This is a genomic window from Hufsiella arboris (genome assembly GCF_009834875.1).
In the GTDB taxonomy this organism is placed as follows: Bacteria; Bacteroidota; Bacteroidia; order Sphingobacteriales; family Sphingobacteriaceae; genus Hufsiella_A; species Hufsiella_A arboris.
This window is the reverse complement of record NZ_WVHT01000013.1, coordinates 13,497-29,729: the sequence shown is the minus strand read 5'-3', so window position 1 is coordinate 29,729 and position 16,233 is coordinate 13,497. Positions and strand designations below refer to the sequence as shown.

Annotated in this window: 13 protein-coding genes; 11 read left to right on the top strand and 2 right to left on the bottom strand. The window is 41.3% G+C overall.

The genetic code is table 11. The features are described from left to right. Nucleotides 1–178: 178 nt before the first annotated feature. Together GS399_RS19115 and GS399_RS19110 are read right to left on the bottom strand one after the other, a co-directional pair. Nucleotides 179–1,621, bottom strand: coding sequence for a beta-helix domain-containing protein (locus tag GS399_RS19115; RefSeq protein ID WP_160846268.1), 1,443 nt, complete (start codon nt 1,619–1,621; stop codon nt 179–181). Nucleotides 1,622–1,715: 94 nt separating this feature from the next. Beyond that, nucleotides 1,716–4,526: a TonB-dependent receptor gene (locus GS399_RS19110; protein ID WP_369410137.1), complete on the bottom strand. Its 2,811-nt coding sequence runs from the start codon at nt 4,524–4,526 to the stop codon at nt 1,716–1,718. A 438-nt stretch (nt 4,527–4,964) separates the two neighbouring features. Here GS399_RS19110 and GS399_RS19105 point away from each other — a divergent pair, with 438 nt between their 5' ends. The 11 genes from GS399_RS19105 to GS399_RS19055 all read left to right on the top strand — a co-directional run bounded on the left by GS399_RS19105 (nt 4,965) and on the right by GS399_RS19055 (nt 16,113). Beyond that, on the top strand, nt 4,965–5,213 hold the full coding sequence (locus GS399_RS19105) for a hypothetical protein (RefSeq protein WP_160846267.1): 249 nt from the start codon (nt 4,965–4,967) through the stop codon (nt 5,211–5,213). Between the two features lie 58 nt (nt 5,214–5,271). Next, on the top strand, nt 5,272–5,958 hold the full coding sequence (locus GS399_RS19100) for a hypothetical protein (RefSeq protein WP_160846266.1): 687 nt from the start codon (nt 5,272–5,274) through the stop codon (nt 5,956–5,958). Between the two features lie 293 nt (nt 5,959–6,251). Further along, complete coding sequence (locus tag GS399_RS19095; RefSeq protein WP_160846265.1) at nt 6,252–6,428, top strand: hypothetical protein; 177 nt, start codon at nt 6,252–6,254, stop codon at nt 6,426–6,428. A gap of 355 nt (nt 6,429–6,783) precedes the next feature. Beyond that, nucleotides 6,784–7,500, top strand: coding sequence for a hypothetical protein (locus GS399_RS19090; RefSeq protein ID WP_160846264.1), 717 nt, complete (start codon nt 6,784–6,786; stop codon nt 7,498–7,500). Between the two features lie 600 nt (nt 7,501–8,100). Beyond that, nucleotides 8,101–8,928, top strand: coding sequence for a hypothetical protein (locus tag GS399_RS19085; RefSeq protein WP_160846263.1), 828 nt, complete (start codon nt 8,101–8,103; stop codon nt 8,926–8,928). Between the two features lie 487 nt (nt 8,929–9,415). Next, nucleotides 9,416–9,925, top strand: coding sequence for an REP-associated tyrosine transposase (locus tag GS399_RS19080; RefSeq protein ID WP_160846262.1), 510 nt, complete (start codon nt 9,416–9,418; stop codon nt 9,923–9,925). Nucleotides 9,926–10,073: 148 nt separating this feature from the next. Then, a complete protein-coding gene (locus GS399_RS19075; RefSeq protein ID WP_160846261.1) occupies nt 10,074–10,664 on the top strand; it encodes a DUF4142 domain-containing protein in 591 nt (196 codons plus the stop codon). A 577-nt stretch (nt 10,665–11,241) separates the two neighbouring features. Continuing rightward, complete coding sequence (locus tag GS399_RS19070) at nt 11,242–12,549, top strand: carboxylesterase family protein (protein WP_160846260.1); 1,308 nt, start codon at nt 11,242–11,244, stop codon at nt 12,547–12,549. Between the two features lie 95 nt (nt 12,550–12,644). Beyond that, complete coding sequence (locus tag GS399_RS19065) at nt 12,645–13,493, top strand: carboxylesterase family protein (protein ID WP_160846259.1); 849 nt, start codon at nt 12,645–12,647, stop codon at nt 13,491–13,493. A 425-nt stretch (nt 13,494–13,918) separates the two neighbouring features. Next, nucleotides 13,919–15,277, top strand: coding sequence for a glycoside hydrolase family 2 protein (locus GS399_RS19060; RefSeq protein ID WP_160846258.1), 1,359 nt, complete (start codon nt 13,919–13,921; stop codon nt 15,275–15,277). 197 nt (nt 15,278–15,474) lie between these two features. Further along, the gene (locus GS399_RS19055) at nt 15,475–16,113 is read left to right on the top strand and encodes a hypothetical protein (protein ID WP_160846257.1); all 639 of its coding nucleotides are present in this window, start codon (nt 15,475–15,477) and stop codon (nt 16,111–16,113) included. The last annotated feature ends 120 nt before the right edge of the window (nt 16,114–16,233 follow it).

Below are 16,233 nucleotides of genomic sequence, written 5' to 3'. Positions count from 1 at the left end.
AATCTGACAATGCTAAGATTACGTTAAGTTAACCAAGCACACAGCGGGTGGTAAGCAAAATTAAAATGGCTTTATGAAGAAATCGTGAATACATAAAAAATGTGCAGGAAACGTGTAAAACAAAAAAACCCGCCTCGCGGCAGGGTTTAATTCACAAATGTATTAGCGTATGATGATGTTATTTTATTTTTCCCGGAGCATCGTAAGCTAATGCCTGAGGTGCATAGTTAGCCCAGCCGGAAGACCAGTCAGTTGTGCCAAAAGCACCTTTGTAAGTAACTTTTTCAAAGAAAGCATCTGCTAATTTCGCATTAGTAAACGCTGCGCCTGTTTCAGATGGCGTACCTGCTTTTACTGTGAAATTAGGGCTACCTAACATTGCCGAAGTCGAAGCAACTATATCAGCAGGATATTTATAAGGATCAGTGATTAAAGCGTTAGCATAGCTTGATGAATTAAACACGTTCTCAGTTCTGATCTGTGTTTCAAAAGATGCTTTACTTTGTCCTTTTACTTCATTAGACTTTGCATTGCAACCATACACCAGGTTGTTTTGGAACACTAGTTTCCCTGCAGCGTAGTTATTATAAGTTTCAGCGCCAGCAGTTTTAGTGTCATTATCGATATAAATTCCTTCGGGAAAACCAGCGAATACGGAGTTAAATGCACTGATTGCTGAATTCCTTCTTATTTGTGCTGCATGCTGGAAGAAGCCATTAACTTTAGTAGTAGCGTCAGCGTATGGGCCAACGATAGAAACATTGGAGAATACCGCTGAAGTTTGAGGAGTTAACGTCGAACCGTTACCATCGTTATCAGATTCAAAACCGTTAGAGCCTGACTGATCTGCAACTAAAGGGTAACGCTGAGCCAATGCAAACTGTATTTTACCAGAATAACCAAAATCAGTGTCAAAATCATCATCCCATGATCCGATAGCTAAAAGGTGTTTACAGTTAACGGTTCCGCCGAACCATTCGAAAGCATCGTCACCTGAACGGTAAACTTCAACATAGTCGATTGTTGTTCCATTACCAACGCCGCCCATTGTTAAACCATTAATCTCGTTATCAACTGAGAAAGGGATACCTCCAAATTCGATACGTACATATTTCAAAATGCCTGAATTGTCTGCCGCGTCTGACCCGCCATACTGAATGTATTTAGCAGGATCGTTTTTAGCATCAAGCCCACCTTCGATCTTAACACCTTCAGCCTGGTTAACCGGAGCTTTACCCAAAAGGATAATTCCGCCCCAGTCGCCTTCTCTTCTTGCGCCGGCTGCCTGGTTTGATGTAAATACAATCGGTTTATCAGCAGTTCCGGTTGCATTAATTTTCGCGCCTCTTGTAACAACTAATGTTGCTTTTGATGCTTTATCGCCTTTAATTAATGTGCCTGCTTCAATGGTTAGCGTAGCGCCGTCAGTTACGTAAACAAATCCTTTTAATAAGTAAATTTTATCTGCTGTCCAGGTAGTATTTGCTTTAATGTCACCAGAAACTTCCACAACACTTCCTGTTACAGGTGGCTCCGGTATAGGCTCATCATCATTTTTATTCGAGCATGCTGCCGAGAACAATGATAATCCTAATAAAACTTTAATTAAGTGTTTTTTCATTTTTGTTATTGTTTGCTATTAATTTATTGTTCAAAATTCGTTCTGCGAGATAAACTCAGCATCAAGATGACGTTAAGTGTTTGTTAACTTATTTTTAAAAATTATAAGAGAATGATAGTGAAGCGTCAACGCCACGCTTAAAACGTGAGAACACTTCATCCTGGCGTATATTGGGATCTGCAGGGGCTGACTGTAACGGTGTATATTTTCCATTTCCATCATAGTCAAAGTAGAACAATGACTGATTGTTCAGTATATCGCTTACATTCAGTTTGATCTGTCCCTTACCTTTAATCACACGGTAGTTCGCCTGGAAGTCGAGAACGTTTCTCGGATTTTCCCAAACGTTTTCCAGGCGCTGACCACCCACGCTAGTGATACGCTTGCCGATCCTGTTATAAAGAACACTTAGATTCAGCGCGTTTTGAAACGCATTATATTGCAATCCTGCGTTGATAGTATAAGGCGACTGGCCTACCATTGGACGATTATCGCGCAGGTAACCAGCATTCGCAGGATTGTTAACCTTTGATTTAATGTAAGCACCGTTCACGTAGATCGTTGTATTGTTAAGCGACTCGGAATTATCTTTCAAAAAGCCTAACGTGTGACGGAACTCAAGTTCGGCACCATAATTAACCGCCTGTTTCGTGTTGTAGTAAGAGATGGTCGGCGTTGAATTTACATCATCAATGCTCGGCTCGATAGCATTGTTGAAATGCTTGTAAAAAGCTGATACTGAAAACACCTGGCCGGTTCCGGGATAAAGTTCATAGCGTAAGTCGGCGTTATCAATATTGGTGCTTTTCAGATTCTCGTTACCCTGCCTTACCGCCAACACTTCGTAATCGTAATAAGCGAATGGGGCAAGTTCCGTAAATTCCGGCCTTGCCAATGTCCGGTAATAAGAAGCTCTCAAATTAGACTTTGGAGTAAGGGCATAGGTGAAGTTGGCCGACGGCAATAAGTCTAAATCATTGCGTTCTACGTTCAAAGGCTCGCCGGATGTACGGAATGAATTAAGTTTCAGGTTAAAGTTTTCAGCACGTAACCCCCATACAACGCGCAACTTATTTGCCAGTTTATTGTCCAGCATCGCGTAACCGAAGCTCGTCAGGGAATTAGCATCGTATGAGTCGGTTAAACTTGTGATTTCATCCAGCCTGTAATAATTCGCGTTTACCAGGTCTTTGCCATATAAAGTATTTATTGGGCGGGTTTGTACATCCTCATCAAATCCGTTTAGTACGGAGCCAAGCAATCTGGCGGCGAAATCGCGGGTACGATACTGCGTACCGGCGCCTAATTTCAGTGTTGCAGGCTGACTGGAAATCTTCAACGGAACCTGGTAATTAAGACCTCCGTTATAGATATTTTCTTTCAGGTCGGAAAACAGCCTGTTATTCTCCTTGTTGATCGAAAGCACACTTGCCAGGTAAGGCACTTCTGGATTATCCCTGTCTGTAATTGTTCTTTGGTAACCAATTTTTCGCTGATCCGGCTGATTGTTTATAACATTTGAATAGGCCAGGTTCCATGTAAACCTGTTTTTATTCGCGCCGAGTGTATGTTCACCTTCCACGGATGTTTTCAACAAACCTTTTTGCAGCATATCAAAAGCATAGTACTGCAAATCACTCGAGCGGGTGAAATCAGAACCTACCCGATAGGTAAAACGGTCTTCCAGAATCCGGTTATACAAATTCTTGAAGCTAAATTTATTTTTTCCTTTAGTGTACGAAAGGTTTGCCAGTGCACCAATCGCGGTAGAAAACTGGTTAACGCGATCATCATAGTCATAAAACAAATAAGTGCGTTCCGCGTCGGGTACCGTTGTTTGCGAATTACGGTAGGTTAACGACGCAATCACGCCGAAACGCCCGCCATTGTTAAAGTCTTTAACTCTCCCTAAACTCAGCTGATGATTTTGCGATGGCGCTGCCAGCGAGTTTCCGATGTTCCATACACCAGGGAGTTTTTTTATAGCAGCGGTGCTTTGCTCCTGCGTTAGAGACAAAGTCTGGCTGGTATTTTTTGGAAAGCCAGTAGTTGGCAATTGTCGCTCTGTATTGAAAGCGAAATAATCAGAAAGGTATCTCGGCCCGTAATAGAAATCTTTAAAAGTTGATTGTGAATTGTAACCTGCTCCTAAACTTACCGTGAAGAAGTTCTGCGCTGGAATATCCCTGGTGATGATCTGTACTGAACCACCAGCGAAATCTCCCGGAAGATCCGGTGTAGCGGTTTTGCTAATCACAATGTTATCTACCAGGTTTGATGGAACGATATCAAAAGAAAACGCTTTCCGGTTTGCCTCTGTACTTGGTAAGCTGGCATTGTCTAAGCGGGCATTATTGTAACGGTCGCCCAAACCACGAACGATTACGAACTTATTGTCCTGGATAGTAGTACCGCTAACCCGTTTCAAAACTTCGCCAGTACTTTTATCCGGACTTCTGGTAATCTGATCCGAAGAAATACCGTCGGATATAACGGCCCTGTTCTTTTGCGCCGCATACAACGAATTCACCGATTCCTGCCTTGCGGTTGCAGTAATGACCACTTCCGCCAATCGTTGCGACGGTGCGTCTTCCATTACTACATTCACAATGGCCGGCTTACCGTTCTGAACGTCGACATCCGTAATACGTTTAGGCTGGTAGCCGATATATGAAAAAACAATCGTGTACTTGCCGGGCGCCAGTCCTGTTAAGGCATAATTGCCGCTTACGTCGGTTGATGCACCTTTCGCTGATCCGTCGAGTTTTACAGAAAGGCCGATTAATGTTTCACCTGTTTTTTTGTCGGTTACTTTACCCGTTATTTTTCCGGTTTGGGCAAAGGCGACGGTTACGAGCACTGTTAAGAGTACCAGTAACGCTGAGCGTTTTAGAAGATATTTCACTTTTGCTAGTTTAGTTCCTGCCAAAAGTATTACCGCAATGTTACCTGAACATTAGATGTTAATTAAGGAACAATTATCGTAATGTTAGGATAATGTAAATGGAATGGGTTTCGTTATGGGATGAATGCATATTGAGATTGGCGGATCCATTTCACCGGGCGAGTCGGAGACTGTATTCTATTTGTCAATCCGCAGAGCCCTGCGGAACTTTATGGACAAAAAGGGAATGATAATTTTTGAAAAGCAAGGCAGTTGCCATGATTAAAGTCAGCCCCGTTCTTCGTTCATACTGCAGGGCCTTAGCCACGGGCCGGTATCCACTTCGACCGGGTTTAACTGGCAGGGGATGTAGCATTATTTACTTATGAAACGAAGCAAGCAATTACGGGACTTCGAGCACCTCAGCCTGACCGTAATTGCTTGCTTCGTTTCATAAAAATGTCGCATTTCGGGCGCCTCAATGTGACATTTTTATTAATCATTGCAAGACGAACGTTTACTACCGGCATTTCCGGCTTCGCCATAATATTAACGCAGCAGTCATACGAATTTGCCATCCCGAGGCGCGAAGGATCGTACACAACGAACATCGCCAGAAGTTTAGCAGTTTCAATGCTGCTATCAAACGGGCTTTTCCTTTCGTCAGAATGGCATAACGCGATAATTTTACCAGTCGCTGTTTTGTAATTATATTTATTCCGGTTGCCCGCCGCAAATCATTAATAACATTCAACAAAAATGTAATATGGTTACAAGCAACATGAAAATCGGCGCGGGATTAACTGCCATTATCTACATCATTATCCAATCTTACCAGGCATGGGTATTTGACAAAATACCCGAAACAGGTAATTTTCTGGATGATTTTTTAGCGGGCGCAAATACCCTCCATATTATAAGATCATGGCTCATGCTGATTGCCATGTTCGGATTGTTCTACTTATTTTTCACCCTTTGTTTTGACAATTACGCAAATAATAAAGCCTGGTCTATCATTGCATTTTCAGCTTTCTTCGTTTTCTTTTTCCTGGAAATTATCATGCGCTCTGTTGAACTTCTCTATATCCAAACGTATTTACCCAAAGCGTATACTTCCGCTAACTCAAGCACCAGGCAACAAATTATACTGATCGTTACCGTCATCCAGCGGGTTCAGGGCGCTCTGTATTTTCCGCTGATGGCTGCACAGATGCTCGGAAGTTTCCTGCTTTTCCTCACTTATAAAAGCTTACTATCCATCGTCTGGCTGCTCAAAGCTGCTTTCTTAATAAATGCGCTGCGGCTAGCGGTTCGTATGGTAACCGTTTATGGAAACGTAGAAAATACGCTGGGAACTTTACTGGATACCTCACTGTACCTTCCGCTGGTTTATATTATTTATGGGTCGATGGCTGTTTGGTTGCTGGTGTCGGCAAAAAAGCGGGCGGTTTAATATCGTTGTGTTTTGGATAGCGTAGTCGTCGAGTTCCTGTTTAACGCGTTTGGCATCCTGAAGAACGAAGGATCTTTAAGCGACGAAGACCGACAGAAGTTTACCGATTCAGTGCTGCTATAAAACAGATTCTTCCTTCGTCAGAATGACAGTACAACCAAGCCAGAACCTGAATTGAGTTCCGGTTTAACGCGTTTGTCATCCTGAGGAACGAAGGATCTTTAAGCGACGACGATCGGACAGAAGTTTACCGGGTTCAGTACTGCTATAAAACAGATTCTTCCTTCGTCAGAATGACAGTACAACCAAGCCAGAACCTGAATCGAGTTCCGGTTAACGCGTTTGTCATCCTGAAGAACGAAGGATCTTTAAGCGACGAAGACCGACAGAAGTTTACCGATTCAGCGCTGCTAAAACAGATTCTTCCTATCGTCAGAATGACAGTACAACCAAGCCAGAACCTGAATTGAGTTCCGGTTTAACGCGTTTGTCATCCTGAGGAACGAAGGATCTTTAAGCGACGAAGACCGACAGAAGTTTACCGATTCAGTGCTGCTAAAACAGATTCCTCCTTCATCAGAATGATCAGTACAACCAAGCCAGGACCTGAATCGAGTTCCGGTTGACGCTTTTGTCATCCTGAGGCACGAAGGATCTTTAAGCGACGAAGACCGACAGAAGTTTACCGATTCAATGCTGCTAAAACAGATTCTTCCTTCGTCAGAATGACAGTGGTTTAATTTTAATATCGCTTTTATTTCCGATTACGAATTTTATTATATTCAAATTAATAAACCCAATTATCAAACTTAAATCTTACACAAGATGAGTAAACTAAACGAAACCGGTCACGAGAAAAACGTGGCCAATTTGGAAGACCTGATCGTTGTATGCAACGGATGCGGCGCATCGTACAATCCTTCCAATTCACTTATTAAACCCGAAGCGCTTTCTGCTTTGATTCTCAGCGGGCAAACGGCTATTCAGCAGGTCCGCTTAACAAAAGCGGCATATGACAACGCTACTAACAACCGGGAAATGGCGTTTGAACCATTGAAAAAATTGTCGACACGCATTATGAATTCTATGAAGGCAATGGGCGTATCGAGCCAGACGCTGGATGATGCGAAAACGGCCAATCGAAAAATCCAGGGGAAAAGAGCGGTTGCTGTTACCGTTGATCCTTTAGCCAAAGAAGCTGTAAAAACACGGTCCGTTTCGCAGCAGGGTTTCGACAGCCAGATTGAATCATTCAGCAATTTAGTTCAAACAGCTTCCATGCAGGCAAGCTATCAGCCCAATGAAGAGGAGCTGAAAATCACTTCTTTAAATGCGTTGATCGAGCGGTTGAAAGCGGCGAATACGGCGGTAATCCAGTCGGCCAACGCCCTGGCGAATGCCCGCGACCAGCGTGACACGGTGTTGTACGGCGACACGGGGATTTATAATGTCGTAAACCTTGTTAAAGCGTACCTGAAGTCTGCATTTGGAACTGACTCACCAACATACAAGCAGGTAACGGCGCTGCATTTCAGAAATTAACTTCTCAGCTCCCGGTTTTTAAAAAGCCGGGAGCTTTTTGTGCCAACCAGCAAATCATCACAAAGCAAGAACACATTTTCACGAAGCTTCAACACACTTTCACGGTGGAAGAACACACTTCCCCGGAGCTCCAACAAACTTTTACGGAGCAAGAACACATTCTTACGGAGCAGGAACACATCTTTACGAAGCTCCAACAAACTTTTACGGAGCAGGAACATATTCTTACGAAGCTCTAACAAACTTTCACGGACCAAGAATACATTTTTGCTGAGCCTCAACAGATGTTAACGGGTCGAGAAAGAATTTTCGAAATGCCAACGTGCATCTCGATATGTGAAATAACGTCTTTGATTGTGAAAATAATCGTGGCTGTCGTTATTGACCGATAGAACTATCTTAGTAATAGAAGTAGCGTATATGGTTGAAGCTGGCTAAACGGCAGCTGGTTCAGGAAATATGATGGCTTCTATAAAATAAGTTGGAGGGTCACGCGCGAAGAATGTCCTGAGCAAATCTCGAATTAAATTTTAAATATATTTATCATCAAAAACAGCCGATAACCTATTTACATGTATTTTTAAGCTTTAAATTAAAAGCATGGATGAGCTAAGTGCAGAATATGTTTTCTTTAAGATGCCGTTGTACTCTCCCTTTTTGATTACAGGCGAAAACTTTGAAGCATTCAAACATATATTAACCTTCTCACTAGGAAGTTATGATAAAAATGCCGTTGAAGGGAACAATCCTTTTCTGGGCAACAAACCGACAACATTTGTTGGCTACGGGCATCCTGGTGGAGAAGACTTTGAATATATTTTGAAATATGGTGGTTTAAGAGGTACATCTATACGGTGTGTAAGAGATGGTCATATCTTAACTTACTATTTCCATTTTGACTCAAAAACCAACAAATTCATGAAAGTTGGTCAGTTTCCATCTGTAGCAGATTTTCAGATACAAGATCTCAAAAAATATCGTAGTGTTCTTTCCAAGGATAAACTTCGTGAATTAGGGAAGGCGGTCGGATTAGCTGCGAATGGCGTAGGAATAGGGTCTTTTGTATATTTAAGGAGAATATTTGAAGATCTTATTCAAGAAGCTTACGAATTAGCGTTTAAAGAGCAGAAAGTAGATGCTGAAATGTTTCGGAAGGAAAGGATGGATGGCAAAATTGTTCTGTTAACTGATTATCTACCAGAATTTTTATTAAAGAACAAAGCTTTGTATTCTATAATGAGCTTGGGAATTCATTCCCTTTCGGAAGAGGATTGCCTGATGCATTTTGACGCAGTTAAAGTAGGAATCGAACTAATCCTAGACGAAAAAGTTGAAAGATTACAGCGTGTTAATAAGCTGAAAGAAGCTAATCAAAAAATTGAGGCCATCAACCAAAGCTTAAGGCAAAAGATTAATAAACAACAATAGCTGCTTCATGTATCTCGGCTCCCGCAAGCGTCCCGCTTGCGGGAGCCGAGATTATTTGACAAGCTTACTTCTATTTTCCAGTATAAGCCGAAACTATAAATTTCATAATTCCTAAGGTTTATATTTTATAAGTATTGCTACGTTTATTGAATTGATATTTTCGTCAGGCGGATTGATCGAATTGATAAATTTGTAAGCCACAAGTGTCCCATTGCTGGAGCCAACCTTATATTATCGACAAATATTTCAAAATGAAATACCTACAAATCGTTATTTTTTTTAAGTTTTTCATATATCGCAGTTGGGCAAACCGTTCAAAATGCAAAGGGTAAAGTAAAAAATGAAGCCTTTTCATATGGTTATATTGAGCCGATTCAACCAGTAAAAGGTAATCTTATACTTCTGCCGGGATTTCACCCCGCGGTTGGTGTTATCACCATACCGCGACCGTCGCCATCCAACTATACGAATTCGTTTATATTCAACTATGCAATCAGGCATAGAATTTTTTACCGCTACTTGTTTAAACTGGCAGCCGCTGTTAAAGGAAGAAAGGCATCAGCAAATCGTGCTGGAAAGTTTGCAGTTTCATGTCCGTGAATCACGGATATGGATTTATGCATACGTAATCATGCCGAATCATGTACATGTCCTGTGGAGAAAGCAAGATGAATGGATCGACAAAAGCGTCCAACAGCAATTTTTGAAATTTACTGCACAGCAGATAAAATTTAACTTGATAAAGCATTTTCCACAAGATCTAAAAAAATACAGAAGCACACAGTCAGACCGTATGTATCACTTTTGGGAAAGAAGACCTTACAAAGCGACGATGTTTACCAGAGAGATCATCGAACAAAAGATAGATTACATCCATAATAATCCGGTTGAAGCGGGCTTGTGCGAATTGCCCGAGCAGTATAGGCTTTCGTCGGCAATGTACTATTATTGCAATCAAGCTGACAACTTGGTTACTCATTATATGGAACACATTTAGTGGTACGGCGATAACACCGACCACAGGTAAAATCCGAGCAACAATATTTATTTCATTGGCCCCGGCTTCATTTACTGTAATTCGCTCGCTATCAAACAAACCCGCTTCGGGCCTTGTTAAAAAAAGACATCTATTTAAAAACAGAAATATGAACAACAACAACGCGGGACGTAGAGATTTCGTCAAGAAATCCGTCACAGGGACAATTGCTATGAGTGCGGGACTATCACTTGCAGCGTCTCTTCTCAACATTTCTAATGCTAATGCATCGGAGACTAACCTAAGCGGTAATCCGGCAGCCTCAAACGAAAAAGAATTCAGGATGGGTGTAATCGGACCCGCCGAACTTTCGCTGGCGACAAGCCAGATTGCCAAAACAAAAGCGACCAATAAAAATGCTAAAGAATTTGCCGGATTTGAGCTGACCGAGGCTATTGCTGTCACCGGTGTTTTAACGGATTTAGGCACACCTGTTCCTCCGATGGACGCTAAAGCTAAAGCCACACTGGCTAAAATCAGCAATACACCGGCTGGTCCTGAGTTTGACAAAGCATACATTGCGGCACAACTCGAAAACCACGAATTTTTGCGCGATCTCGCCGCTAATTACATAAGCAAAGGTAAGCTGGCCGGAGCTGCTGAAAATCAGGGCAGGCATTTGGCAACTTTGTCATTAGCGGTATTTAAGGAACATGTTGCTATTACGCAGAGAATTTTGAATGAACTGGGCGGTAAATAACGCTCTTATTAAATCCCGGGAGTAAAACTAAAAATCCGGAAACAGTTCCACCTGCGGTTGACGTTCTCACCATACCACGACCGCAGGTGTTATTCGAGGATAACGCCTGATGAACTATCACTAAATGTTCTCAGTCATTTCACCTGCGGTTGGTGTTATCACCATACCGCGACCGTCGGTATTCAACTATACTAATATGGAACACATTTGGTGGTAGGGTGATAACACCGACCACAGGTAAAATGGTTTCTGACATTAGTAGAAAGCAGTGGTTTGGCGATGGACTTTGTAGCTTCAGCGACAATGACAATTGAATTTGATTTACGACAAACCTTACCACATTCAAGTAACGTCAGAATTTTACAAAGCCCATTTATTTGTGAAGTAATTATAATTGACGATAGAGGGAAAGATTATAAAAACATTCGCGAAGGTTGGTGGTATCAAGAAACGATATAAGAAATAATAGGTGCTAATGTAAACAGGCAAAAATATTCCAATCAGTATGACCAGAGGCTTTTACATTGTTTTGATCTTTTTCTTGTCCCTTACGATAATGTCAGGCTTAATAAACAGCTTGATTAGTATTCTACTTGGTTTCGAGGTCTTTACTTTCAGCTCTTATGCTGTTTGGTTTTTTGTGGTGAATCTCAACGCGACTATAGGTTCCATTACGATATTGAAATATTATTACCATCGACATTACCGGTATGCATTTTTTACCGGGATTATCGCCTTAGCGGCCCACACCATTTATAACATACTCACATATACGCTGATTTCATCACTTGCTTTAAAAAGTTATTATTTACCAGCCCTGCTATGTTTCTTATTTGCCAGCATTTTATATACTTCTACCCTTCTGCTATCCAAAACACGGGAAAAATTTTGGTTAAAGGTTACGGGTGGATATGGCTTGGTGATCGGATTGATTTTGATTTCGGCAATTGTTGGAAGTATATATTTTCATAATCCGCAAATCAGTAAAGTTTTAGGAGCGATCAGCCAAGGGGCGTCTAGGGCTGGAGGATTAATTTCTTTGTTTTTTATCATGAACTTCCTGAGCGAACTTCGGACATTAAAGGCTGGTAGTGGTTATGATGGCATGCCAAAGTATCTCGAAATTGTATTGGGACTTGTAGCGCTAATTACGTTAACATTAGGAGCATCCTTGATCGTAGATACCACGTCAAGTTTATATTGGAAAAACTATAATGCTGAACAAGCACAGAAATTAGTAAGATTCGCTGGCGGCACAAAAACCTTTACTGACAAGAAAGGCGATCAGCTGCAATATATTTTAATCAAGCCGCAAAATTACGATTCTCTAAAGAAGTATCCGCTGGTTATATGTCTGCCTTATAATGGTTATGAAGCTGGTGCTGCTGAACTGTTGTCAAGTGATACTTACCGGGAAAAGTATCCTGCATTCATTTTTGTTCCCAATTGCAGGCCAGGCACCGGATGGGGAGGTCTACCTGATGTTTTATCAATAGATTCTTTAGTTTATGAAGCTCTTTCTGATTTGAAGGAACAAGGGATAGACGTAAAAAGACGTTATGTAACGGGTATATCACGAGGCGGTTACGGAACCTGGCAGTTTATCTGTACCCGGCCGGATATGTTCGCAGCAGCCATACCGATTTGCGGTGGCGGCAATACTAAGTTTGCATCGAAAATTATTAATTTACCTGTATGGGCTTTTCATGGTAAACGAGACAAAAATGTGCCGGTTAAGGAATCAAGAGATATGATTAAAGCAATTAAAAAAGCCGGAGGGCATCCACATTATACAGAATTTCCTGACCAAGGCCATGACATATGGAATCAAGTAACTATCACACCCGGTTTATGGGATTGGCTGTTTGCTCAAAAACGTGATTAGCGGTTTCCCTAGCGGTTAGCGCTGTTGCAATAGCCATCACTCGTAATCTTAATAAATTCATTTACATTCAGTCGATTTTTTACCGCACATTATTAATGACACGATTTTTTTTCACTTTATCCATTTCCATAGCTTTATTGACATCCTGTTCTACCAATAAAAATCAATTTGGACAAACCTTTATTAACTATACTGCCGACACAACTATTTCAAAACAAGAGGTGTTAAAAATCAGAAGTTTAGATAACGACCTGTTTGATTCGTCAACTTTTACCGGGAATGAAAAAATCGAAATTAAGTATCGTTTATATAAGCCGAAAAAAGAACAACTAACATCTACGGAGAAGTATCCGTTAGTGGTTGTTTATCATGGTTCAGGACGACCTATTGGAACTGACAATAAATCTCAGCTCGGACTATTGCAAAAACTATTTGCAAGTCCTGATATTCAAAAGAAATATCCTGCATACGTTTTAGCACCACAATTTCCAACCCGTTCTTCTGATTATGTAATGGACACATCGAGAAATGTGCTTTCTTCGATAGCAAGACCCAGCCTAAATTCTGTATTACAACTTATTGACTCATTAAAATCCAATTTAAATATAGACACTGAACGGATTTATGTAGTTGGATTTTCAATGGGTGGTTCAACAGTAATTAATTCATTATCCGCAAGACCGGAACTGTTTGCGGCAGGAATTAGCATTTCGGGTATTCCACAGTTCGACAAAATAAACGAATTAGCAGCTATTCCTATTTGGTTAATTCACGGAATTGACGACACCGAAAACCCCATCAATAGCGATGAGCAATTTTATAAGGAGATGAGCAGTAACGTTCGCTTTTGGAAACTGAAAGCAACAACACATGACAATATTTTCACGACACAACTTTTAGGAGAAACGCTACCAAATTGGTTATTCAAACAACGAAAGAAATAAATCCCTGCTCCCGTACGCGTCCGCTTGTGATACACAAGATTTGAAACATTTATTTGCTACTTTAAAACCGTTGCAGGATCCACGCTTTGAAGTACAATTATGAAATGTATCCCGCAAGCGTCTCAGCCGGAATGTTTTCAGTTTCTCTTTTCACTTCTCAATCCTTAAATAGCAGCACTGTTGTTGCCGATTTAAACCCGGTGGAAGCGGTTACCCCACAGCGAAGATCGGAATAGCGCGGTGGCGCGAGGAGTAAAAGCGGACGACGGGGCTACCCGAACCGATATAAACAGGTTTTGCTTTTCAAATGATCCGCATAGTTTAAGCGTCCGATCAATTCACCGCCTAAGAAGTTAATTTAATTTAGCCTCTTAATCCGACACGGAAACATCATAGAAATTTTAAAAGTTCGTAACTTCCATAACATGATTACGCAGCAAAAGACAAGAATCTCTGCTACCCTGTATGTGATGGCAATTATTACGCTGTTTTTGATGGTAGCTACCATGTTGTTTCTTAAGTTTCCGATGAACGAAATACTGCAATCCGACACCGGTAAAACCATCATAATACTTAATACTCCATGGAAATTTAAGACAGGGGATAATTTACAATGGGCGCGGTCTGACTTTAATGATTCTGAATGGGAAACCATTGACTTTACTGCACCTCCCGGAGCACATGATGGCGACGTGGGACTCTCAGGCTATGTACCAGGATGGACTGCCAAAGGGTATCCTGCCTACTCAGGGTACGCCTGGTATCGGATGAAAGTTTCATTGGATAGTTTAAAAGGAAGCGATTTAGCTTTAGCAGGACCTCCTGCGGTTGATGATACCTATCAACTATTTATTAATGGTTCATTGCTGGGCAGTGCAGGAGATTTCTCTGGCAAAGTTCCGACGGCTTATAGCATCCAACCCCGCATGTTTCTATTACCGGACAGTTTAAAAAAGAATAACACGGTAACCATTGCATTCAGGGTGTGGATGAGCGCAGCTACCCTGAGCCAAGGTCCCGATCTGGGCGGTATTCATATTGCTCCTAAACTTGGGGAAAAGAGCAGCGTCGAATTAACCTATAAACTCCAGTGGGAACAAACTGTAAAAGGCTATATCGTTGAGATCATAGAGCCGCTAATTTTTATTCTCCTGGCAGTAACAATCTTTATTATTTATAGAAACACAAAGCAAATCCCGTCCTGCAAATGGTTTGTTATAGCGTTGATCTCGTTAGCGCTGATACGTACCAATCAAGCTGTTTACTTCTGGTTGCAAATAGAAAGTACACATCAATACGATATTCTGACAACCGTTATCCTGAGATCCCTGATACTTGGGAGTTGGCTTATGGCCTGGTGGGAATGGTATGAACTGCGCCAACCGGAATGGATACCTAACATTATCGCTACACTAACTTTAATTTACATGGGGCTTCAGCTGTTGGCGCTTCCATGGATATCAGCCCCTGTTAATCATACTTTTTTTCAGTCAATTGCTGACTATACACGATTATTGTTTGTCGCATTGATGCTGTTTATCACTTGCCAGGGAATTCTTAAGCAAAAGCGGAAAGAGTGGCTGGCCTTGTTTGCTGTGGTATTGGTATCAGCAGGCCTGTTTTCACAGGAGGTTTCTGCATTGAATATCGTTCCCGGGATTTGGTTTCCCTATGGAGTAGGAGTTTCCCGTACCCAGTATGTTTATGCAGGCTTTGTATTGGTGATGTACATAGTATTGATTCGACGCGACAGAAAAATTTCCAATAATTTTCCTCATTTATAACGAGGATTACTTAAATTTTCGATTCTGTTTTCAATCACGTTTTGACACCGATCAGTGCTTCTTCATAAAACGATATAATCGCGAATCCGCGTTTCAGCAGAGAAAATAACACATGTTAAAGATAGAACTTCGTATCTTTAATTTACCCGAACCCACTCTGAACAAGGTATTTATAAATTAATCCAGCAGGCCTTAAAATGATGATCGGCAAATCTCTTATTCTTTACGTTCTTGGATTTGGCATATTGCTGTTACAAAAATGCATGGATTATGACCAATACTGCGATATTAAGCCTTTGACTTTTAAAGGGGACGTAAAAATTTACCCGGATAAAAATGAAATAAGCATTGGTGATACAATATGGTTTGTCTCCGATATTCCGGTAACACTTATAGAGCAAAACTCCAACACCAGTGTTAATTACAGCAACGCTACAAACTTCATAACATCCATTTCCCTCGAGAGAATGACGGGCGGTAGTGTTAATAGTACTGGTTTGGACCCGGCTGCAAATCATTTCAAATACGTCGTCGCGTCCGGTTCATATATCGCACCTGCAGAACCTAATATCAAAACCAATTTTTTTAGGTTTTCGGAATTCAGCGATCAGTACAGCTTAAAGATTGGAATTATTCCCGGTTCAACCGGAATATTTGCGTTGCGCTTCACTAGTCCAAGCACAGTGATATCCGGATCTAACGATTGTGCATCCGCTCTTTATCAACTGACATTCAAAGGCACTGATCAGCATATTTATCTTTACCAAAATAACAGGCCGGGTTATATAATCGAAGGTTCGGAAGCTGGCAATTTATATTGCTTCGTAGTAAAGTAATATAGCTGCCTGTCGGAGAGAGAACTTTTCTGGACTCTGCCTTTATTTAACGCCAAAGCATATTCATTATATTTTGCAGCCTGAACTATAATAGCCGATATATCAATTTACAACCGAATT

What these genes read in the sequence shown, in the direction of transcription:
- GS399_RS19115 (WP_160846268.1), bottom strand. Translation starts at nt 1,621, where the DNA reads ATGAAAAAACACTTAATTAAAGTTTTATTAGGATTATCATTGTTCTCG.
- GS399_RS19105 (WP_160846267.1), top strand. Translation starts at nt 4,965, where the DNA reads ATGTCGCATTTCGGGCGCCTCAATGTGACATTTTTATTAATCATTGCA.
- GS399_RS19100 (WP_160846266.1), top strand. Translation starts at nt 5,272, where the DNA reads ATGGTTACAAGCAACATGAAAATCGGCGCGGGATTAACTGCCATTATC.
- GS399_RS19095 (WP_160846265.1), top strand. Translation starts at nt 6,252, where the DNA reads ATGACAGTACAACCAAGCCAGAACCTGAATCGAGTTCCGGTTAACGCG.
- GS399_RS19090 (WP_160846264.1), top strand. Translation starts at nt 6,784, where the DNA reads ATGAGTAAACTAAACGAAACCGGTCACGAGAAAAACGTGGCCAATTTG.
- GS399_RS19085 (WP_160846263.1), top strand. Translation starts at nt 8,101, where the DNA reads ATGGATGAGCTAAGTGCAGAATATGTTTTCTTTAAGATGCCGTTGTAC.
- GS399_RS19080 (WP_160846262.1), top strand. Translation starts at nt 9,416, where the DNA reads ATGCAATCAGGCATAGAATTTTTTACCGCTACTTGTTTAAACTGGCAG.
- GS399_RS19075 (WP_160846261.1), top strand. Translation starts at nt 10,074, where the DNA reads ATGAACAACAACAACGCGGGACGTAGAGATTTCGTCAAGAAATCCGTC.
- GS399_RS19065 (WP_160846259.1), top strand. Translation starts at nt 12,645, where the DNA reads ATGACACGATTTTTTTTCACTTTATCCATTTCCATAGCTTTATTGACA.
- GS399_RS19060 (WP_160846258.1), top strand. Translation starts at nt 13,919, where the DNA reads ATGATTACGCAGCAAAAGACAAGAATCTCTGCTACCCTGTATGTGATG.
- GS399_RS19055 (WP_160846257.1), top strand. Translation starts at nt 15,475, where the DNA reads ATGATGATCGGCAAATCTCTTATTCTTTACGTTCTTGGATTTGGCATA.